General features: G+C 59.9%; 19 protein-coding genes and 1 tRNA gene. 9 read left to right on the top strand and 11 right to left on the bottom strand.

Annotated elements, in window-relative coordinates:
- Window positions 1–24 precede the first annotated feature (24 nt).
- Together V1289_RS44740 and V1289_RS44735 are read right to left on the bottom strand one after the other, a co-directional pair.
- Window positions 25–1716 carry a hypothetical protein gene (locus V1289_RS44740; protein WP_334405931.1) on the bottom strand — a complete coding sequence of 564 codons (1692 nt, stop codon included), beginning with the start codon at window positions 1714–1716 and terminating at the stop codon, window positions 25–27.
- On the bottom strand, window positions 1713–2828 hold the full coding sequence (locus V1289_RS44735) for a DUF4297 domain-containing protein (RefSeq protein WP_334405930.1): 1116 nt from the start codon (window positions 2826–2828) through the stop codon (window positions 1713–1715). Before V1289_RS44735 ends, V1289_RS44740 begins: the two co-directional genes overlap by 4 nt.
- 315 nt (window positions 2829–3143) lie before the next feature.
- Between V1289_RS44735 and V1289_RS44730 the strand changes: the two genes are divergently transcribed.
- Window positions 3144–4279, top strand: a protein-coding gene (locus V1289_RS44730; RefSeq protein ID WP_334395110.1) for an IS3 family transposase whose coding sequence is annotated in 2 segments (ribosomal slippage) — window positions 3144–3402 and window positions 3402–4279 — 1137 coding nt in all. Because the reading frame shifts where the segments join, the coding sequence is not laid out codon by codon here.
- 736 nt (window positions 4280–5015) lie between these two features.
- Here the strand turns inward: V1289_RS44730 and glmU are convergent.
- Entirely contained in the window at window positions 5016–6374 is a 1359-nt protein-coding gene (gene glmU, locus V1289_RS44725; RefSeq protein WP_334405929.1) for a bifunctional UDP-N-acetylglucosamine diphosphorylase/glucosamine-1-phosphate N-acetyltransferase GlmU, read from the bottom strand.
- 226 nt (window positions 6375–6600) lie between these two features.
- Between glmU and V1289_RS44720 the strand changes: the two genes are divergently transcribed.
- Together V1289_RS44720 and V1289_RS44715 are read left to right on the top strand one after the other, a co-directional pair.
- Window positions 6601–8022 carry a hypothetical protein gene (locus V1289_RS44720; protein WP_334405928.1) on the top strand — a complete coding sequence of 474 codons (1422 nt, stop codon included), beginning with the start codon at window positions 6601–6603 and terminating at the stop codon, window positions 8020–8022.
- A 160-nt stretch (window positions 8023–8182) separates the two neighbouring features.
- On the top strand, window positions 8183–8563 hold the full coding sequence (locus V1289_RS44715; RefSeq protein WP_074276703.1) for a hypothetical protein: 381 nt from the start codon (window positions 8183–8185) through the stop codon (window positions 8561–8563).
- Here the strand turns inward: V1289_RS44715 and V1289_RS44710 are convergent.
- On the bottom strand, window positions 8523–10148 hold the full coding sequence (locus V1289_RS44710; protein ID WP_334405927.1) for a glycoside hydrolase family 17 protein: 1626 nt from the start codon (window positions 10146–10148) through the stop codon (window positions 8523–8525). The genes V1289_RS44715 and V1289_RS44710 overlap by 41 nt on opposite strands.
- 253 nt (window positions 10149–10401) lie before the next feature.
- Here V1289_RS44710 and V1289_RS44705 point away from each other — a divergent pair, with 253 nt between their 5' ends.
- From V1289_RS44705 to V1289_RS44695, 3 genes are all read left to right on the top strand, one after another.
- Complete coding sequence (locus V1289_RS44705) at window positions 10402–10974, top strand: beta-1-3, beta-1-6-glucan biosynthesis protein (RefSeq protein WP_334405926.1); 573 nt, start codon at window positions 10402–10404, stop codon at window positions 10972–10974.
- 187 nt (window positions 10975–11161) lie between these two features.
- Complete coding sequence (locus V1289_RS44700) at window positions 11162–13858, top strand: glycosyltransferase (RefSeq protein WP_334405925.1); 2697 nt, start codon at window positions 11162–11164, stop codon at window positions 13856–13858.
- A gap of 247 nt (window positions 13859–14105) precedes the next feature.
- Window positions 14106–14181, top strand: a tRNA-Lys gene (locus V1289_RS44695).
- A gap of 168 nt (window positions 14182–14349) precedes the next feature.
- On the opposite strand, the gene V1289_RS44690 is transcribed toward V1289_RS44695, so the two are convergent.
- Both V1289_RS44690 and V1289_RS44685 read right to left on the bottom strand, forming a co-directional pair.
- The gene (locus V1289_RS44690; RefSeq protein ID WP_334405924.1) at window positions 14350–14541 is read right to left on the bottom strand and encodes a hypothetical protein; all 192 of its coding nucleotides are present in this window, start codon (window positions 14539–14541) and stop codon (window positions 14350–14352) included.
- Window positions 14538–15134, bottom strand: coding sequence for a twin-arginine translocation signal domain-containing protein (locus V1289_RS44685; protein WP_334405923.1), 597 nt, complete (start codon window positions 15132–15134; stop codon window positions 14538–14540). The genes V1289_RS44690 and V1289_RS44685 overlap by 4 nt, the downstream gene beginning before the upstream one ends.
- Before the next feature lie 761 nt (window positions 15135–15895).
- On the opposite strand from V1289_RS44685, the gene V1289_RS44680 reads away from it, so the two are divergent.
- From V1289_RS44680 to V1289_RS44670, 3 genes are all read left to right on the top strand, one after another.
- Window positions 15896–16162 (top strand): hypothetical protein, encoded by a 267-nt coding sequence (locus tag V1289_RS44680; protein ID WP_334405922.1) that lies wholly within the window; start codon window positions 15896–15898, stop codon window positions 16160–16162.
- 111 nt (window positions 16163–16273) lie between these two features.
- A complete protein-coding gene (locus V1289_RS44675) occupies window positions 16274–16687 on the top strand; it encodes a hypothetical protein (protein WP_334405921.1) in 414 nt (137 codons plus the stop codon).
- A 387-nt stretch (window positions 16688–17074) separates the two neighbouring features.
- Complete coding sequence (locus V1289_RS44670; RefSeq protein ID WP_334405920.1) at window positions 17075–17245, top strand: hypothetical protein; 171 nt, start codon at window positions 17075–17077, stop codon at window positions 17243–17245.
- Between the two features lie 371 nt (window positions 17246–17616).
- On the opposite strand, the gene V1289_RS44665 is transcribed toward V1289_RS44670, so the two are convergent.
- From V1289_RS44665 to V1289_RS44645, 5 genes are all read right to left on the bottom strand, one after another.
- On the bottom strand, window positions 17617–18267 hold the full coding sequence (locus tag V1289_RS44665) for an SPRY domain-containing protein (protein ID WP_334405919.1): 651 nt from the start codon (window positions 18265–18267) through the stop codon (window positions 17617–17619).
- Between the two features lie 55 nt (window positions 18268–18322).
- Window positions 18323–18853, bottom strand: coding sequence for a hypothetical protein (locus V1289_RS44660; protein ID WP_334405918.1), 531 nt, complete (start codon window positions 18851–18853; stop codon window positions 18323–18325).
- A gap of 131 nt (window positions 18854–18984) precedes the next feature.
- Complete coding sequence (locus V1289_RS44655) at window positions 18985–19344, bottom strand: hypothetical protein (protein ID WP_334405917.1); 360 nt, start codon at window positions 19342–19344, stop codon at window positions 18985–18987.
- 71 nt (window positions 19345–19415) lie between these two features.
- Entirely contained in the window at window positions 19416–20075 is a 660-nt protein-coding gene (locus V1289_RS44650) for a head maturation protease, ClpP-related (RefSeq protein ID WP_334405916.1), read from the bottom strand.
- Window positions 20076–20244: 169 nt separating this feature from the next.
- Window positions 20245–21201 (bottom strand): hypothetical protein, encoded by a 957-nt coding sequence (locus V1289_RS44645; protein ID WP_334405915.1) that lies wholly within the window; start codon window positions 21199–21201, stop codon window positions 20245–20247.
- Window positions 21202–21218: the final 17 nt, after the last annotated feature.

The following is a 21218-nucleotide window of genomic DNA, read 5'->3' as shown; positions in this document are numbered from 1 at the left end:
GCCACGGCGCTCGACGGGCCCCCATCATTGAAGTAGCCTCGCGTAATAAGGCCTTAAGATTTCATGGACTTCTTCGTGACGAGCCGTTTTTAGCAACTTGTTCTTCGTGTCAGTTTCAACAACATGTCCATTATATTTAACGCCATGAAGGCTGACAGTACCTAGGATCAGCTGCGAGTCTGGCGGAGTTTCACTGAGACAAAAGCTTATCATACGCGCAGCGTTTGTCTTATCCTGATCTTGCTGCACGGGTGTGTCGATTACGATCGGGCAGAACGCGGATGTCGAGTGCCGCTTCATGGTGTGAATGAAGGCATAATAGTACGCCAGAAGAGCGCGTGGCAGATCACTGCCTGTTTCGCGGATGATGCTGTCGATTGCCTTATAACTGTCTTCCGAAAGATTTGGGACTCCCAGTTGTTGAACGAACGAGTTCATCTTCTGTAAGTAGAAGCCTTTGATGTTGTCCTGCCGCTTTTTGTCCTCATACGACTTCATGGCCTGAGCCGCTTCGTCGGATTTCATTTCTTGCGCGCCAATCTGAGAGTCGATCTCTTTCTCTTCAGCCGAGAAAGTAGCATCCATCAATTTTTCGCTCTCTCCCTCGATCAAGTCGCGAAGCTTTAGTTCACCCCTCTGTTCATCGAGAATGTTGTTAATTTTATCAATGGAACTAGCGAACGACCCCATCTTCTCCTTCTCGACAGATATTTGCGCTTCTACTGCGTCGATCTCGCGACGAACCTCGATCAGAAATCCGCGGCAGGTATCGACGTCGGAAATTAAACTAAACTTATTGGCAAAGTCATTCGAATGGACCGTTCCGCACGTCGGACAAACAATCTCGTCATCAGTCTCGCGTCGGAGGAACTCGTAGTCTGCGTCAAGATCGGCGAGCGCGTTTTCCGCGATCACAGACTGCTCCGCAAGGATCGCCCTTTTTGAATTTAGTTCTGACAGGATGCGCTGCAGCTTATCCTGCTCACCTTGCAAGGCTTGGCACTCGGCAACGAGGGCGTCGATTTGGTCGACAAACTGATCGGGAGAAAGATTGACGTGTAGTTGCACTCGGTTTGCGCGCAAGCGTTTGCTCGCCCGTTCAAGTGCACGGCGCTCAACTTTTAGGTCGTCTTTCGCCCTGTCGGATGACGATTTCAGTGCCTTTGCCTGGTAATATTCATTTGGGCGTAGTCCAGCGTGAAAATTCGCTACGTCCTTCCGATAATTTTTAAACATTTGGAGGTTAGCGAAGGAAATCCAATTTCCACCCCAACTGACATCCTGATCGACATAGAACGGCAGAAACAGAAACGCTGGCGGAGGTATTAGCAATTCGCCCTGACGATCTGGAAGTGTAAGCTCAAAACTCAACAGCCGAGCAAGCTCCGGACCGATGCCGCGTGTGACGCCTGAACCAGACCAAATGGCATCGCCCTTGCCATTGAAGAGACCGTAATTCGTGCTAGATCGCAATATTCGATACGGTACTCCATCGACTGTGAATTCTACAAAGATATCAACTTTCGCATTGACCCAAGTCGGATTGATTTTAGCTGGGTCTGCACCAAAGGCAGAATATATCGATTTGATAAGACACGACTTGCCAGTATCATTTTCGCCCAGGACCACTGTCGTTTGGGGATCGAATTTGATCAGTTGAGCTGCCTTCTCGCGTGCGGACAGGAGAAGTAGCCTTTGCAAGCGAAAGCTTTTCATGGCTTTTGGTCCGAAGGCTTCTGATCAACTTTTTGTACATTTCCTGGCGCTTCATAGGTCATCACCTCATAGATGATCATCACCTTAACTCGGCTCACACTAATTCCCGAGATTGTTGTCTTTGCAAAATTCCAGACTTTAGTGAACACGTCATCTGTCAGCGGACCTAACGCCAGCGGGGATCCTGCAAGCTGTCCTAATTCGGAGCGGATTCTGGTCCGAACGCGGTTTATGGCTTCATTGCCGGCGCCTAATGCGAGCGTCCTATACAGCTGCCACTGCTTCGCAAGATCGCTTTTTTCCATTGCGCCGAATGTCAATTCACCGCTGAAGGTCGACCATTCCGGGGCGGAGTGACTAAGCTGAATTTGTGAAAGCCAGCCATTGACCTGACTCTTTGTAACGGCTTTGTGCTTGATCAAGTCTGCAAAGGTATCGATGGTACCAGTGTATTTTGATTTTGTACGGCACTCTTCTATGATCGCTTTATAGAGAGTGTCCGGACTATAGCTGATCGTCCCGACTTGGCTCGTTACGAATTCCTGCATCAGTCCCTTTAAGTGCGCTGACGCATCATGTAGGCTTAGGTTAGCTCTGACAAAGTGCATCAGTTTTGCCGTGCTCTTGGTAGCGGCAGGATATTCGACCTTTAACTTTTTTAGGAATTTCGCGAAATCTTGGGGAGCGCAATTTGCGAAACAATGGACCGTCGCGGACGCGTCGATAAATTGGCAGGGAAGGTTTGAGACGAAACTTAGTCTTTCAGTTTCATCGGGAAACAGCGAATAGTTGTCGTACATTTTGCCGATAAACGACGGCAGGAATGCAGTTCCATCCTTGGACTTCTTTCTCTTACCAAGGTCGGTGAGCGTCCAATGGCCGCTTAGTTTCGTTTTGACCTGATAGAATCGCGCATGAGTTGGCACCGAACTACTGTTCAGCCGAACGATGTCATCATGAAATTCGAACGCGATTGCGTAGTCGTCGAGTTCGGCGTGACTCTCAAAAATTAGAGCAAGGCCCCAACTTGCTTGATAATCGTATCGCTCATACCCGGTCTCGCCAGACTTCTCACGCCGCGGCGTTTGGACCAGCTTGTCCGCAAATAACATCAAAACCCCCAACGTGAGCGGTACCTTAGCTTGTCGTTCGAGGAAGACAACCATGACGAGAGTTGCGGGAAGTCCGCGCGGTGAATGCCCATCACCAATGCGCAGAGGCAGTGACGCTATATGCACCTCTTAAGGCCAAGAGTTAGACCTTTCTGTTGAATTATCAAATAGTTATGAGAGATTACCTTACGGATTGAGACGGTCCCAAGCGGAATGCTTAACAAAGTCAGAGCCGGCTCCGGAAATCTGAACAGGGCGATAAGTGGAGTTTCTGCCTGACGGCGGGCAAGATTGGCCCGCGAATCAGGAGAGACGATGAGCAGACGAGCACGCCGGAACCACACCCCGGCTTTCAAGGCGAAGGTGGCACTTGCTGCCGTCAAGGGCGACCGAACACTGGCTCAACTGGCGGAGCAGTTCGACGTCCACCCCAATCAGATCACATCGTGGAAAGCGCAGCTTGAAGGCGGCGCCGCCGATGTGTTTGGGCCAGGTCACGGTAACGCTACGCGGTTACCCGCGATTGATGTGAAGTCGCTGCATGCCAAGATCGGGGAACTGACGCTGGAGAACGATTTTTTAGAAGGAGCGCTCACCAAGGCGGGATTGCTGAGCGCAAAGCGATGATCGACCGTGAGCACGATCTGCCGATCACCAAGCAGGCGAAAGTTTTGAAGATCAGCCGCGGCAGCGTTTATTATCTGCCGCGCCCGGTGTCGTCTGCCGACCTCGCGATCATGCCGCGGCTCGACCGGCTGCACCTGGAGTTTCCTTTCGCCGGTTCGCGCATGTTGCGAGGCCTGCTGGCTTTGCAGGGGTGCAAGATCGGCCGCCGGCATGTCAAAACGCTGATGCAGCGGATGGGGATAGAGGCGCTCTATCGCCGTCCGCGCACCACCAAGCCCGAGCCCGGCCACAAGATCTATCCATATCTGTTGCGCGGCATGGAGATCACGCGCCCGAACCAGGTCTGGGCAATGGACATCACCTACATCCCGATGGCACGCGGCTTCGTGTATCTCGCTGTCGTCCTCGACTGGGCGACCCGCCGGGTTCTGTCGTGGCGGCTGTCGATCACGATGGAGGCAGCCTTCTGCATCGAGACCCTGGAGGACGCCCTTGCTCGTCACGGCAAGCCCGAAATCTTCAATACCGATCAGGGCTCGCAGTTCACCGGCGCGGCCTTCACCGGCGCGCTCGCCAGCAACGGCATCGCGATCAGCATGGATGGCAAAGGAGCATGGCGGGACAACGTGTTCGTCGAGCGGCTGTGGCGCAGCGTCAAATACGAGGAGGTCTATCTGCGGGCCTACGAAAGCGTCGGCGAGGCACGACATTCGATCGGCCGGTATCTCGATTTTTACAACGGCCGACGTCCTCATTCGAGTCTTGACGACATGACCCCGGATCAAGCCTACTTCAACCTTCCGTCGCCCCGCGCGGCGGCCTAACCCCGGCAGAGGCTCCACTTATCGACGCGGAATTTTTGTTCAGACAACCGGGGCCAGCTCTGTCCGCCGCCATACGGCGGTTTGTTGCGCGTTTCGAAACAAGCGACGTGGCCACGGCGCCCGACGGGCAAATCAGCCAAAACCTGTCCAGCCCTGCGCGAAAAAATATTCCGCTTGCCCCGTCGGGGCAAATCAGTGGCATTTCTTCGCCGTCTCACCCGACAAGAGGGGCGGCTCGCGATCGTCACGAAACGCGCGGTGGGATGCGGTGGACGCGGATGTGCCTTTGACGAACGGCGCTGACGCGGACGGCGAAGTCGTGTGGTCCTGGCGCCCGATGCTGGCGCCAAGTTCGTGAGAGCCAAGCTTCTCGCGGGCGATGGTGGCAAAAGAGCCCGGCTCACCAAGGAGAGCGCGAAGTAAGCCGTAAAACCACTGCGCAGGGAAGGCCGGATGCTCTCCGCTGAACCTGTATGCTCGTGTGCGTTTTGCTATGTGCATTTGCACGCGAGACCGCGGGTGCAGCGCGCACCCGGCTTTCCCTGCGCCCTCTGTTCTCGAAGAGGGTGGAAGATATGCAAACCTCGGGCACTTCACGCCGCGAGAACGCGAAAGCCTGTCCAGAATGCCGTCATTGCGAGGAGCGTCAGCGACGAAGCAATCCATACCTTCCTCGCGGCCCGATGGATTGCTTCGCTTCGCTCGCAATGACGATCTCCATCGTACGTTTACGCCGTCAACTCTCTTTCGGCTTCTTGCCCCGCATCTTCATCTCGCGGTAGCGCTTGGCGCCGCCCTCGCGGTTGTTCTGCGGGCTGCGCTCGACGGCCATCGCATCGTCGGGCACGTCCTTGGTGATCACCGAGCCCGAACCGATATAGGCGCCATTGCCGATCTTCACCGGCGCCACCAGCGAGGAGTTGGTGCCGACGAAGGCGCCCTCGCCGATGATGGTCCGGTGCTTGCTGAAACCGTCATAGTTGCAGGTGATGGTGCCGGCGCCGAGATTGGAGTTGGCGCCGACATGGGCGTCGCCGACATAGGAGAGATGATTGACCTTGACCCCGGCTTCGAGCGTCGCGGCTTTGGTCTCGACGAAATTGCCGACCCGCGAACCTTCGCCCAGCGACGTCCCGGGCCGCAACCGCGCATAGGGCCCGACGGAAGCCTTCTTGCCGATCGAGGCCTGCACGATGTGCGAGAAGGAATGGATCACCGCGCCGTCGGCGATGCTGACGCCGGGGCCGATCACCACGAAAGGCTCGATCGTGACGTCGCTGCCGAATGTGGTATCGGCGGCGAGATAGACGGTTTCCGGCGCGATCAGCGTCACGCCGGCATCGAGTGCGGCCTTGCGCAACCGCGCCTGCATCACCGCTTCGGCTTCGGCGAGTTGGGCTTTTGTGTTGATGCCGCGCACTTCATCCTCGCTGGTTTCAATCACCACGGCCTCCCATCCAAAATCCCTGACGATGCCGACCGCATCAGGCAGATAATATTCGCCCTTGCTGTTGGCGCTACCGATCTTGTCGATGATCTGAAGCGCCTTGCGGCCGTCGAATGCCATGACGCCGGCGTTGCACAGCGTCACCTTGCGTTCTTCAGGCGTCGCGTCGGCATGTTCGCGGATCGCCACCAGATGGTCGCCTTCGGCCAGCAGCCGGCCGTAGCCGGTCGGATCGGCGGCGCGAAAGCCGAGCACGGCAAGTGCGGCGCCATTTTTCAGCGGCGCGCGCAGCCGCGCAAAGGTCGCGGCCGAAATCAGCGGCGTATCGCCGAACACGACCAGCAGATCGTCGGCGCCGCGGGCGATGGCCTCGCGGGCCGCCAGCACCGCATGCGCGGTGCCGAGGCGCTCGCGCTGGATGAAGGTCTTGGCATCCGGGCGCACCCGCGCGACCTCGTCGGCGACCGCCTTGTGGTCCGGCCCGACCACGACCGCGAGTGCTGCGCCGGCACCTTGAGGCGCCGCATCCAGCACATGCGAAAGCAACGACTGGCCGGCCACGGGATGCAGGACCTTCGGCAGCGCGGAGCGCATCCGTGTGCCCTCACCGGCCGCGAGCACCACCGTCAGGCTGGATCGATCGGTCATTCACATCCCTTGTTCAAAGCGCTTGTTCAGAGCCCTTGCTCAAAGCCTGTCCTTGCTCAAGCCCTTGGGCGTCAGGCCAATGGCGCCCGGCGCCGTCTTTAATTGTTTTCCCCGGGAGATGAAACCGATTCGCGTCCCCCTGCACGCCCGGATTCAAGTGCGGGGCGCAATTCCTGTTAATGTTTGTTCCGTGATTCGGCAGGCCTCGAGGAGGGCCACAGACGTTTTGGCCAAAGACCCCGACAATCTGGCGCGCAGCTTCGACACCGAAAACACCGGCGGCCTGCTGAGCGGTTTTCTGGCCGAGGAAGACGAACTCGATCGCCACGCGCTGTGGCGGATCGGCTCGTGGGGCGTTGGCGCGGTGGGCGCCGTGATCATTGCCGTGCTGGCCAACCAGTCCTCGCTCGGGTGGCGCCGCGAGCAGATCGCGGCCGTCGACCTGACGCGGCAGGCGCAGCAAATCCAGATGGTCGCCAGGGAAAGCCAGAACGAGACGCGGCGGCTGGCCTCCGCAATCGATACGCTCAGCGGCGACCGCGACCGGCTGTATTCGCGCGTCACCTCGCTGGAACAGGGCCTGGACTCCGTGACCGGCGCGATCGCGCGGCAAGGTCCGGCTCCGACCTCGCAGGCGGCCCCCGCAACCTCCTCCACCGCGGCCGAGCCGCCATCGGTGGCGCCAAGCCCGGTGCCTGCTCCAGCGGTGGCGCCGGTCGCATCAACCCAGCCCGCCGCCGCACCAGCCGACAAGCCCGCCACGGTCGAAAAGCCGCTGGCCTCCGCCGACACGGGCGGGGCGATGGTTTCATCGGTTGCCAAGGACCCGCCGAAGAAGACTGAAACCGCCAAGTCCGATCTTGCCAAGTCCGATCCTGCCAAGTCCGATCCGGCCAAGGTCGCGCCTGTGAAGATCGACGCAGCCAAGACCGACTCGCCGAAGGCCGACAGCGCCAATACGGAAGCCGCCAAGACCGATGATACCGCAAAGACCGATCCCGCAAAGCCTCCGGCGGCGACGCCGTCGACGCCGCTGGTGGCGTCGAAATCGATCATGGCGCCGCCCGACCCCTCGGCCACAAAACTGATCGAACCCATGCAACCGCCGAGCGTGGTGACGGCCGCGCCGATTTCGGAGGTGGTCGCTTCAGCGCCGCCGGCCGATGACGCCGAGCCGGACGAGGCCACGGCTCCGAAGGTCGCGCTCCATCGCACCGAGTTCGGCGTCGATCTCGGCAGCGCCAATTCGCTCCCCGGCCTGCGCGCGCTGTGGCGCGGGCTTTTGAAATCGAGATCCAATGCGCCGCTGGCTGCCTTGCGCCCGATCATCGTGATCAAGGAAGGCACCAACGGCCTCGGGATGCAGCTCCGGCTGGTGGCCGGGCCGCTGAACGACGCCGGCGCGGCGGCCAGGATCTGCGCGGTTCTGACCGAAAACAAGCGCAGCTGCGAGACCGCGATCTTCGACGGACAGCGGCTCTCCGTGAACGGCGACGATCCAGCGCCGGTTTCGACCACCAAGCCTGCGCCACGCCGCCGTGGCGGCGGCAAGCATACCGCCGCGGCCATGGTCGAGGAACCACCGAAGAAGCCGGAGCCGTCCGGCACATCGACGATCTCGTCGTGGTTCGGTAAAAAGGGACAATAATATTTGGCTGCAAGGCATTACGGCCGAATTCTCACCTGTTTTCGCGCACCTGATGTGAGCTTCGGCTTGTCCTGCCAACTATTCCCGACCATATTCGCCGATCATTGGTTGGACGCATTTTCGTGCGGCTAACCGGAACCCACTCCGGGAAAATGCGCACGTGAAGAAAACTCCGTTCCGGCTGACGCCCTACCAGGTCCAGTTTCTGTTGATCGTCGGCTTCGTCACCGTCGGCTATGCGCTCTATCTGCGCTATCTCGCGGTCGAGTATTCGCCCGTCGCGCTGGCCTGCGACGCCGGTCTGCAATCCCTGCTGTGCAAGGCGCGGGTGCTGGCGACCTATCTGTTCAAGAATTCGGTGTTCGGCATTGTCGCGCTGGTCATTGCGACGCTGCACGTGATGCGGCCCTCGATCGTGCTTTTGACCGGCGGCTTGATCGCCGCAGGGCTCGGGATCGTGCTCTACAATATCGCGCTGTCGGGAATTGCGATCGGCCTGCTTATTTTGGGCTTTGCGCGACCCGCGCCCGCCACAGCGTAAGCGCCAGCAGCAGGTAGATCGCGCAGGTCCACATCGACTGCCAGTTGGCGGCGCCCTCGTTGAGGCCGGTGTACAGCGCGGTCACGACCAGCAACCCGGCAAAGCTGGACTCCGCGATCGGCCGCACCCCCGCCTGCGGGCGGTTGAGCAGCATCAGGCCCGCGAACGGCATCACCGCCATCGTCAGCGCGGCGAACGGGAAATCGCGGTAGCGCGGATCGAAGGTGAAGCCGAGCGCGGTTTCGGTTGCGATCAGCGTGGTGACGGCGAGCGCGATCGCCAGCAACGCCGTCGGGAAAGATCCGCCCCTGAACTCGCGCGGGCCGAGCAGTTCCAAAAATGTCGGCAGCGATCGGCCCGACATCGCGGCATGGGTACAGAGCAAGGGCGAGGCGATCGCCGCCGCCAGCAGCGCCCCCCATTGCAGCCAGCCGCCGACGCCGTAGCTCTCGTAGAACATCTTGTCGGCGGCGATCCCGAACAGGATCCCACCCGTCGTCGCCCATAGGCCGACCGCGATCCAGGACGTCGGCCGCGGCGTCCATGGCCGCCGCCGCAGCGTCAGCCACGCCGCCAGGAACACGGCCACGCTGAGCGCCATGCCGCCGCCCATCTGCCATTTCCATAATGGATAATTGCTGATGACCTGGCCTGGCGGATATTTCACCACCCGCTTGGCGGCATCGAACAGGCCCCAATAGCCGCCGACGGTGCCCTCGAGCTGGCGCTTCCAGGGCTGGTCATAGGCTTCGATCAGGTTGACGCGAAAGCCTTCGCGCTTGGCCAGATCGAGGATATCGGAGACGATACGCGCCTGATTGGTCCGCGACGGCAGCGCGCCCTCGCGCATCCGCCCGGCACTCGGCCAGCCGGTCTCGCCGATCAGGATTTCCTTGCCCGGAAACGCCACCGCCATCCGCTTGCGGATCTCATCGACATGGGACGCCGCGAATTTCGCCTTGACCGGAATGTCCTCCCAGTAGGGCAGGATGTGAATGGTGACGAAATCGACCGCGTCATAGATCTCGCGGTTCTTCAGCCAGAATTCCCAGACATCGGCATAGGTGACGGGAACGGTCACCTGCGCCTTGACCGAGCGGATATTGGCCGCGAGGTCGGCGGTGGTCATCTCGCCGCGCAGCAGCACCTCGTTGCCGACCACCAACGCCGTAATGACCTGGGGATATTGCTTGGTCAGGCCCACCGCGATCGAAATCTGCACCAGATTCTTCAGCCGGTCGCTGCCGAGCCAGATGCCCTGGATTACCTTCAGCCCGACCTTTGCGGCGAGACCGGGAACCTGGTCGAGGCCGTTCTCGATCGAATAGGTGCGCACGCAATCGGTGATCTTGGCGAGGTCCACCAGATCCCGTTCGATCTGCTCGGGCCCGATATGTGTGGTCGGCTGCAGCGGCGTCTGCGCGCCACGAAACGGCGCATAGGACACGCATTGCAACTTGGCATCGGGATCGATCGGCGCGCGCACGAGCGTGATCGGCGTGGCCAGCCACCACCACACGGCTGCGATCGCAGATAAGGATGTCAGGAGAAGCGCCAGCGGCGTACGAAAAGAAATCGGTTCCATCCTCCGGGCGGGGCCCGTCGATTAGCCGGTCGGCGCGCATCTGCCAAGAGCGGGATAGGTGCAATACCGGCTTTGTCCTGCGGCCATTTTACCACGTCGCGATAAAGTTGTGACTTTGCTGGACAAAATCCGAAATAACCGTCATGGGAATTGCTTAAGTCTCCGCCGCATTGGGGACCCATTTGGACGGCATCAAGCCAGGCCACGGACCGTCCAAAATTGTCTCTCGGGCAGGAAACATATCGGGGAACGTATGCGTCGACGGGTGCTTGATCCAAGAGTTGCGGTTTTGCGCCATGTTGCCCTTGCAGGCCTCGCGCTCCTGATCGGATCCGGCAGCGTTTTCGCCCAGAGCGGCACCCCCGCCCCCGATCAATCCGGCAAGCCACCGGCCGCCAATGCCGCCGACGCCACCAAGGACAACCAGCGCAAGACCGACGAATTCGTCGAGGCCGCCCAGGTCATCAATGGCCCGGCCGGCAACCCGGAATGCGTCTGGCTCGGCCGTCGGGTGGTAAGCCTGATGTGGCGGGACGATCTCGACACCGCTTTCCGGCACCTCGATCTCTACGACCGGTTCGGCTGCCCCGGCGGGCACGTCCAGGCGGCGTTCCGTTGCCTGACCCGTTTCGGCGGGCAGATCGATCCCAAGGTTGCGGAGACCCTGAGCAGCCGCGTCCATGCCTGCTGGGTCAATCCGGGTGCGCAACCCCAGGCGGCCGCAGCTGCAACGCCGGCCGCGGCATCCGCGACCGCCGGCAATGCCGCGCCGGCGCCGGCCGCGACCCCCGCGCCGGCCGCCTCACCGACCCCGCCGGCGAAGTAATCGCCGGGCTGTCGGAACGATCCGAATTTTTCGCCGTTTGAATCGCTCAGCGCCCTTAAAACGCCATGGCGGGATATCAGTTGTGAAATTGCGCGGCAGGATTATCCTGAAGTTGCCGCCGTGTCGGTCGAACCTAGGGGACGGGTTCGCTTTCCCCTCAAGTAGGCCCCGTATGGTTTAGTCGCCGATGCGCGCCGTCGTCGCCGTTCTGCTGTTTGTGACCGCGGCCCACGCTGCGCTGTGGGGTCTGTTTCAGGAAAAGCAGGCGGCGCCGGATTTCCGTGGCATCCTGCCGAGCGCTTCCTACGCGCCGTTTGAACCTGGCCACACCGTCGCCGACAGCATCGCCGATTCCGAGAAGGTTCGCGCCGACCTGAAGAAGCTCTCCACCCTGACCCGAGCGGTTCGCCTCTACTCTTCGACCGAAGGCAACGAATTGGTGCCGCCGATTGCCGCGGAATTCGGCATGAAGGTCACGGTCGGCGCCTGGATCGACAAGGACGGCGATCGCAACAAGCGAGAGATCGAGGCCGCGATCAACCTTGCCAAGCGTAACAGCAATGTCATCGGCGTCGTCGTCGGCAACGAGACCATCTTCCGCGGCGAGCAGAAGGTCGAAGACCTGATCACGTTGATCAAGCGGGTCAAGCAATCGGTCAACGTTCCCGTCACGACGGGTGAAATCTGGAACATCTGGCGCGACAATCCGGAACTTGCCTCATCGGTCGAATTCATCGCCGCCCACGTGCTGCCCTATTGGGAAAATTTCACCGACAAGCAGGCGGTCGATCAGGCGGTCGAGCGCTACCAGCTGCTGCATGACACGTTTCCCGGCAAGCGCATCGTGATCGCCGAATTCGGCTGGCCGAGCGCCGGCTATAATTTGCGCAATGCCGAACCCGGTTCGTTCGAGCAGGCCTCGGTGCTGCGCAACTTCGTCACCCGCGCCGAAGCCATCGGCATGGACTACAACATCGTCGAGGCGATCGATCAGCCCTGGAAGTTCTTCGAAGGCGGCGTCGGCCCCTATTGGGGCATTCTCGACGCCTCGCGCGAACCAAAGTTCGCCTGGACCGGGCCGATCGTGAACGAGAATTACTGGAAGCTCGCCGCCATTGCGCTGCTGGTCGGCTTGTTTATGTCGCTGCCGATCCTGCGGCTCGCCGAGCCGACAATGATGCAGGCGCTGGTTCTGTCGGCCGCGGCGAACGGCGTCGGCGCCTGGGTCGCCACCGTGTTCGCGTACTGGGCCGGGCATTATTTCGTGTTCGGCTCGGCGTTTGCGATGGTACTCGGCCTGATCCTTCTGGTGCCATTGGTGCTGATCGCGATGGCGCGGATCGAGGAAATAGCTGCGATCGCATTCGGGGGGGCGCCGCGCCGGCTGATCGTCAAGGGCGCAACGGTGGCGCCCGCGACCATGGGCGAGACCATCAGCTTCCCCAAGGTGTCGATCCACATCCCCGCTTATTTCGAGCCGGTGGAGATGCTGAAGCAGACCCTCGATGCCGTGTCGCGGCTGGATTATCCGAATTTCGAATGCGTTGTGATCATCAACAACACGCCCGACCCGGAATTCTGGCAGCCGATCCAGGACCACTGCCGCACGCTCGGTGAGCGCTTCAAGTTCATCAACGCCGAGAAGGTCAAGGGCTTCAAGGCCGGTGCCCTGAAGATCGCCATGGACCGTACCGCGGTCGATGCCGAGATCATCGGCATCATCGATGCCGACTACGTGGTGCGGCCGGACTGGCTGAAGGATCTGGTGCCGGTGTTCGCCGACCCCCGCGTCGGCCTGGTGCAGGCACCGCAGGAGCACCGCGACGGCGACCGTTCGCTGATGCACTACATCATGAACGGCGAATATGCCGGGTTCTTCGACATCGGCATGGTCCAGCGCAACGAGGCCAACGCCATCATCGTACACGGCACCATGTGCCTGATCCGCCGCGCGGCGATGGACATGGCCGGCGGCTGGGCCGGCGACACCATCTGCGAGGATACCGATCTTGGCCTCGCCATCATCGAGCACGGCTGGCTGACGCATTACACCAATGAACGCTACGGCCACGGGCTATTGCCGGACACCTATGAGGCCTTCAAGAAGCAGCGCCACCGCTGGGCCTATGGCGGCTTCCAGATCGTCAAAAAGCACTGGCGAAAATTCCTGCCCGGCGCGAGCCGGCTGACGCCGGATCAGCGCCGCGAATTCTCGCTGGGATGGCTGAACTGGCTCGGCGCCGAGAGCCTCGGCGTGGTGGTCGCGATCCTCAATCTGATCTGGGTGCCGATCGTCGTCTTTGCCGACATCGCCATCCCCGACAAGATTCTGACCCTGCCGATCATCGCCTCCTTCATCGTCTCGCTGGTGCATTTCCTGGCGCTGTACCGGCTGCGCGTGCATATCAAAGTCGGCCAGATGCTGGGCGCCATGATCGCGGCGATGTCGGTGCAATGGACGGTATCGCGCGCGGTCGCCCAGGGCCTGATCACCGAGCATCTGCCGTTCGCCCGCACCTCGAAGGGCGGGTTGTCGGTGATGTCGATCGAATTCCAGGCGTTCTGGGAAGCGGTCATCGGCGTGCTGCTTTTGGTCGGCGCCGCGGTGCTGATCGTGAACAACGACTCCACGCTGATCAAGATCACCGGTAATAAACAGGTGCGCGAAATCTATATTTTCGCGGCGGTCCTGGTGCTGGAAAGCCTGCCCTTCCTCTCGGCGGTGGCGATCGCGATCCTGGAGAACTCCCGGATCAACTCTTTCGCCTTCTGGCGCAACAGCGCGGTGCGGACCGCCGAACTGATCGGGCTCCGCCCGGTGACGATGCCGACGGTCGCCAGCCCCTCGCAGCCGGTGGCATCCGAGATTCACCGGGACAGCTGACCAAAACCGGCGGCAGCACGGTGGATGGATTGGGCCGGCCCAACTTGAAGAGGTTGGGCTAACCGTAAGCTGTGCAAGGGGAATTTGGGACTGGCGATTGGCCCATTTGCGGCGGTTTGCGCTATTGACCGCCAAGGCCCCGCCCCCTACACAGCGCGGGCCGAGCACGATCCGGAAAAACCCTGCCCCGCACGTGGATAGCGAGGTGGACCAGTCTTCCGAAAAGTTCATGCTCAAGCAATAGAGTGAGCGCGTAGCTCAGGCGGTAGAGCACGTGACTTTTAATCATGGGGTCGAGGGTTCGAGTCCCTCCGCGCTCACCAATAAAATCAGAGCTTTCTTGCATTTTTGGCGATGGGGACACGCCCGCTTTGGGGCCGGGGGACGCGGCAGGGACACAAAATCAAAAGCCGCCACCGGCTTGGGACGGTGACGGCTTCTGACTTCCCCGGCGTGAACCGGCGGGCTTCCTTGGAGGGCCCTCGTCGAGATCAGGCGCAATCGTCTCCGCGGACCAAGGTAAGCACCTTGCCCGGCATCTGAGCCGGCTCATCTTCAGCGAGAAATTCGAGAATGAGCCGCCTCGTCAGGTCGAGGACTATCAGCGCGTCCTCGGGGTCATTGGGTAGCGCGGAGGCGATCTGAATCGCGTGCCGGCGGTGTTCTGCTGTTGCTGCCATCATGACGCCACCGCCGTCGTCAGGCTGATCAGGTCGAACGCCACAGAGAAACCGATCGGCGAGGCCCGGCCGCAGTATAGGTGCACAGTGTCATAGACGCCGGACATGCAGGCCTTGAGCGCGAGCTCGTCCATATCTCGGGCGGCGACCATCGCCACGGCCATCTGAGCCTCACGAAAATCATCTTCCGCGCCTATTACCGCCCGCCACAGTCCCATCGTGAGGGAATGCCGATTCTCGCGTTCACGACGATTCCACCTTTTGATTGCGCGGCTGCCGGTCGGTTTGGGGTTTAGCCTTCGCCACTCTTCCGGCAGCCTGTCGGCTGCATCGAAGGCGGCGCGAGCTTCCTTCAGACGGCTGTGGGCGTCATCCAGCGCTATCGCCGCGGCTCGGAGCGCCGGACTGGCGTTCGCGGGGTCCAGCGGGCTTGCCGGCGCGGGCTGGATCGTCGCTAGCGCCATGACGGCGCCACCAGCGGCCACGGCAGCAGCGTTCGTGAGGAAGCGGCGCCGCGACGGGGCGTCCACAGGATGGTTTTGGGATATGGGCGTGTTTGTGGGTGGCGTGATATACACGCGATCAGATTTGGGCATTGAGAGGAGCTCCTTGCTCGGGGTTAGAGCCGGGAACGGTGTTGCAAGCGCCGTCCCGGCTTGCTATAAATGTAATGACACTTAGGATAAAGGTCAATACATTTATGGGACGTCCTCCAGGCAGAATTCAAAGCACGCCATTTCAAATGCGGGCCTCACCGGAATTCCTCAAAGCCGTCGACAAATGGCGCGCCAAACAGGAAGACAAGCCCTCGCGGGCTGAAGCCATACGTCGCCTGGTTGAGCTCGGGCTGAAGACCAAAGGGAAATGATTGCTCCGGATCCGTTCTACAGTCCCAAGCGAACGGTTGCTCGCGGTCGCTATCACATTGCAGACCTGCGGGCCCGAGCTGACGATTTTATGAACGGCAGAGCGCGCGGTACGTATCGCATTGAGAAACGGCCAGACGGCAATCAGCATAAGATTCACTTTGATCGGGACTTCTTTGAGGATCTTTCCTGCATCGCATTTGACGCTGCCAACAATCTACGTTCTGCATTGGATCAAATAGCTTATGCGACTGCCGTTCTGGCGGCTAAGCCCAAAACCAGAAATGCTTACTTTCCGATCGCATCTACGGCATCTGATTTTGACGGCATGATCAAGCGCAGGCGTCCAGACCTCCTTCCTGAAATAATCGCCATCTTCAAGACATTCTGCGGCAATAGATGGCTGAGCATCCTCAGCATACTTTGCAATACTCAGAAGCACGCCGCGCTCATCCCATTCAAAACAGGTGATCTCCAGGTCATGGTACATCATGAACGGGATCACTATCGGCCTTGGCCATCGATGGCATCCAGAGGCCTTCGATCTGGAAATTTTAGGCTCTGGAGGTGCTGACTTTACGGAGGGCGGAGGTTATTTCGCATTCGGGCTTACGTTTACGCATGATGATTTCGTGATAGCTGGCAGCGAGCCTGCAGGCTTGCTGGATGGAGCGGCGATTCAGGTCGATAGGGTGATCAAGGCAACTGAACTAGAATGCCAGCGCCTCGGCCTAATTCCCGGTGAAGGCACTGGATAAGTGGATAGACCAGCAGAAAGAGCCTTACACCCAGGGGTCTTTCGAGAGGATGTGCCTTGTGCTCGCCCCCCAGTTGCGGGATGCTACAACCTCGTCTTGAGGGCAGGCAAGATGGAGATCGTACTCTTCTGGATCGGACTTTCGATCGTGGTTGGCGTCGCCGCCAATGCCCGCGGTCGCGAGGGCATCCTGTGGTTCTTTTTAGCGCTCGTGATTTCACCACTGATCGCATTGCTGGCGGTGCTCGTTATGGAGCGCAAAAATGCGCCAGCTGCGGCTGGTGGCACGGCGCCGACAGCCTTCGAGCCCGATGCCGTGCACGCTGGCATTCCCTACCGCATGCAATCAGACGGCTCGATTGAGGCCATCATGCAGGGCGCGCGCGTGCGGTTTTCGGATTATGCAAAATTCGCCGCTGCTACCGGCGCTGCGCTTCCGCCGCCTGCTCCACCGTCACCGCATAGACCGCTTGAGACGCTTAGAAGTCCAGGCCTTACTGGCTGTTTCAAACGGAGCAAGAAGTGATGCGCGATGCGAACGCCCCGGTGTTGCGGCTGATCGCGTAGGCCATTTTCGATCTCAAGGGACAGAAGATCTATGACCTCAGAGGCGTGAACATTTACAAGCTTTCCGGAGAGCTGGTTGGGCACCTGACAGATCCTCAAAGCAGCAAGAGGCATTTGGACAAATCCACCGACAAGCTGTTCCCGGTAGGTTAGGCGCGGTCTGCAGATTTGCGACGATTGCCAAGCCCTCACGGGCGGCTTTCGCGCGTCTAGTCCCGTGGGTGGTTTGTCGCCCGCGCTTTCCCGCCCCAAAAGGCCCCCCCCGGTTGAAGCCGCGCTAAACCTAACTATTGCAGATTACTCGCTGCGGGGTTGTAGCCTGCCTCCCTTTCGGGAGGGAATTCCAATGAAACGATTAGCTTGGGCGGCTTGTTTATTGATGCTGGCTGGCAGTGCATGGGCGCAGCCGCAGGAGATACCGAGCGAGGGACTGGTTTCCATCGATTTAGGTCAGGCAAAGGCATTTGAGTTTGCCGAACCGTTCGGCGAGATTTTCGCGCCAAAGGGGCGTCGTTGAAGGGCGTTCCGCAGAGCGACCGACAATTTACAATCGCACCACTGACGTCCGGCACGACGCGAATGTTCGTTCGGTCCAAGACCGGCCAGTTAATGTATAACGTGGATGTCGTCGTCGCCCCCGAGCCAGGGCGCTGTGGCTGTGTATTGTACCGAAACAACCTGCGAGCGCCCCCGACAAAGACCTGCCGAAGCCAGACAGCGATTGCAGTCGAGCGGATTTCAAGGTTCAGCAAGGGGGCGGAAGCGCCGAGGTAGCCGCCCCGCTTGAGACGCGGTTCGTTCACTCTTTTCGCGGTGGGGTTGTGGTGTTAGGCTGGCTCCCTTTCAGGGAGGTCCATACGCCGGGCAGACATACATCATCATGAACCGCTAGACCGTCCAGCCGGATGTGAACCCGGAAGGCACAGCACCTGTGAATGCCGATGCACCGAAGTTCGCGGTCCACGATCCGCCCGCGTCGAAACCGGCATATGGGGACAACGTGGTCGCGTTCCAGACGGAAAGCGAAGCACCACCTGTATTAGTAGCTGGGTTTTGCGAGCCTATGGCTTGCCCGTTCCAGTTGCCCGAAGGTGCTTTCCGAAACCAGATTTTGTGGTTATCAAGATCGACTGCAACCCCGATGATATTCCCATCTGCAATATCAACGCCAAGCGAGAGGCCGGAACTGGCATTGTTTGAAAATATAGCCGCGTTGCCGCCTTTCAGGACCATCCCGGCGTCACTACCATTCAGGACATTAATATCCGTCGCTCCTAATTTCATAACCCCTACGGAGCTATTTGTGCCGCCCGCTGCGATGCCCGTCCCCGCCGTAATTTCAAAATACCATTTTCCAGAATTCTTCTGCGCTGTGCTCCTGGCCGTGCCATTACCGCTAGTATGCGTGTATGTAAGATTTCCGTTTGACAGCGTGCCGGCGGTAACAGCACCGTCAAGGGTTGCGTAGGTCACGCCTCCGTCACCGCCGCCTGGTGCCAAACCATAAGAGAACAAAAGCGCTTGCACTGCCGAGGCCATTGTCGATACCCTTCCAAAGAGTTGCGGCGCCTCATCACGACGCCGCAAAGATATTTCAAACTATCGTGTCTCTACCTGCTTCACGATCAGCGATTTGGCGGAGGACAAGATCCTCGAGCGTCGCAGTTAGCTTTCCCCGGTCGATACCGAATTCCTCAGCCAACGTATCGGCAGCGCGAGGCGCCCAGGCCGTCCACGCCTCGGCCTCAACCTTCGCGGCAGCACCGCTTTCGGCTTCGAATTGCATTTTCGCGAGGCGAGCGCGGTAGGTTTCCGCCAGCGCCCTGGCGTTGCCGACCGTCATGAATTTGCCGTCGACCAGAATGCGCTCGACGTCATAGCCGGCAACCGGATCTCGCTCGTCAACTGGTAGACCAGGTGTTGACTGTTGACCGGCAACGCGCCGCCGAGCCGGCCGCGCCATCGCCAAATCAACATTTTTCTTCAGCGCGCGCCTGACCGCTTCAAGGTCGAACTTTCCATTGGAACGCTTTGGGATAGTTCCGTTTTTTGCATGGCGGCTCAGACCGGATTTGTCTCTGCCGAGAGCTTTCGCCAAGCCGCCAAGAGAAAGATATTCTACCATGGTGTTGACCACCCCTCTGCGTGTTGCCTCAATTTCAAACTCTGGCTCATGCGATGTCGCACACTAAGCTGTCCCGTAATTGTCGACCGTGGCGGAGGACCCGGTATAGTTGTACCTATCGGGTTGTTCAATCATGACGGCACCAGATCGCCCGAGAGTCTCCAAGTGTTGTCGCCCGTCTTCCTGAGGGTGACGAAATTGAATGGGGTCAGCAGTGCCAACGTCTTCCCCGCTTCCGGCGTGACGGTCACGCCAGGCGCAGCGGCGACGAGCACCGGGTTGGATCGGCTGCCGAGGAACAGATCAATTTCGCCGACATAGGTTGTGAAGGATGGATCGCCGCCCGATTCGCTAACCAGCGCGGCCGGGTCGGGCGCGAACGTGAAGCCCACGCCCGTTTCAAATGGCGCGTTGGCGTCGCTCTCGACGATCCACCTGACCACCGGATCATAGCCGTCCTGAACGCGCGATGGCACCGACGGCCAGAACATCTTCGGCCGGGGTGATCCGGGCGGACAGGCAATGCCGCAGGTAAAATCAAGATTGTCGCCGTGATAAGATGTCAAGCTCGGATTCCCATCTGTGCTTTGACGATCGCCTGAAGCCGGCGCCATTCGCCTTTGTGGTCCGCCATAGACGCGCTCAGCGCGAGAGCCTTATTGAACGCCTTCGCCGTCCTGGGCGGCAGTTTCGAAGGCTCGAACATGGCGGCCATCCGGACATTGTCGGTAACCTCATCGCAATAGCCCGACTTCTTGGCCTCGGCAGCCGTCATCAGCCTGTCCTCGCGCATCAAGGCTTTGACGCTGCTGAGGCTGTTCCGGCTGCGGGTCGCATAGACGGAGGCGAATTGGTCGGTCATCCTCTGAAGGTTGGCGGCCATGGTGGCGTGATCATCAGACGTTCCGATGGTCATCCCGCTCGGTTGGTGGATCAGCATGAAGGAATTTTCCGGCATCACGATCTTGTCGGCGGCCATCGCGATCAGCGAGGCTGCAGACGCCGCGATGCCATCCACCGTCGCAGTTACCTCGGCGCTGTGCTGTTTGATCGCGTTGAAGATCGCCATCGCGTCGAACACGTTGCCGCCGGGCGAATTGATGCGAAGATTGATGTTCTTCACCGCGCCAAGCGCCTTCAGTTCGGCGTCAAACGCCGGCCAGCTATCGTCGGCGATCTCGTCAAAGAGCAATATCTCGCCGATGTCGTCGGCTGCGCTCATTCTGAAATATGACTTCATCGCCTTCGGTCCTTTTGCCGTTGCGCTCACTGGAAACGTTTCCAGTGAGGCTCTCGAACTCAGTTGATTTGAACCGCGGGCGCTGGTCAGACGGAGAATCCCCAACGTCCGCGGTTCTGCTTTGCCATCCCGACATGGACAACCGGGATGGTTATCGAGGCGCCGGCATCGTGCTCGCAAGTCCGAGCACGGCGCGGATGTCAGCATCAGGGCGCCGGCTTACGGCGAACCCCTTGCTCTCGGCCATTCGGTACAGTTCTTCTTCATCGCGCTCTAGCTCGAGCCGCTTGGCCAGGAGCACCTTCAATTTCGTGGCGCACTGCGCATCGCTCAGCGCGCGCTCGTCGTCGGCGAGTAAGTCGATCTCGCTTTCGAGTTTCGCTATGATCTGATCGGAACAGATGAACGCCAACACTGGTTGAATATCAATTTCACGATGGCCATAAACTGTCGGCCACTGCACGCCGCCCCCGCTTCGACGAAGCAAGCCGGAAACGTCAATCCGGCCAGCCTCGATAAGCCCACTGACGTGATCGCGCGCCTTCTGCTTGGCTTCGGCAGAAGGAAGCGGCGCCGCTTTGACGTCGGAAATGTCGGCGTTGATGTCGTTGATCTCGTTGCGCACGCGGGCGAGCGCGGTCGCCTCGTTTTCACCCTTCAGGAACGACGGCGCTTTGATCGTGTGAAGCGATACGGCGCAGGTCAGCAAATGATCGAGCCCGTAATCTTCGCAGCCCTTCACCAATTGGGTGACACAATTTGCCGCTTGATCGCGATCGGCCTTAATCTGTTGCAGCTCGGCGATATTGGATTCGATCAGAGCGAGTTCTGCGTCAATTTCGGCAAGCGCATCCACTTGAATGGGCCGTCTGCCGGCGACTTCGGTTCTCCGGTTCTTTACGGCGGTTCGGCGGCGCATCAGTGCGTTTAGTTCTTCGCCCGGCAGCATGGCAAGCGCGCGCAAGTCGGTCGATTTTCTCCGGAGCTCAATCAGTCGCTTTACCGCGTGACCGTGATAAAGTTCGACCACATCGTCCGGCCGCTGGCGCGGGCGTTGCGGAGACGGCGCCGGCGAGAAAACCTGCTTTGCGGTGTCGATCAGCGACATTGAATCTTCCTTGCGAA

The sequence above is a fragment of the Bradyrhizobium sp. AZCC 2289 genome, from assembly GCF_036924615.1.
GTDB lineage: Bacteria > Pseudomonadota > Alphaproteobacteria > Rhizobiales > Xanthobacteraceae > Bradyrhizobium.
This window is presented reverse-complemented; position numbering and strand designations above follow the sequence as displayed.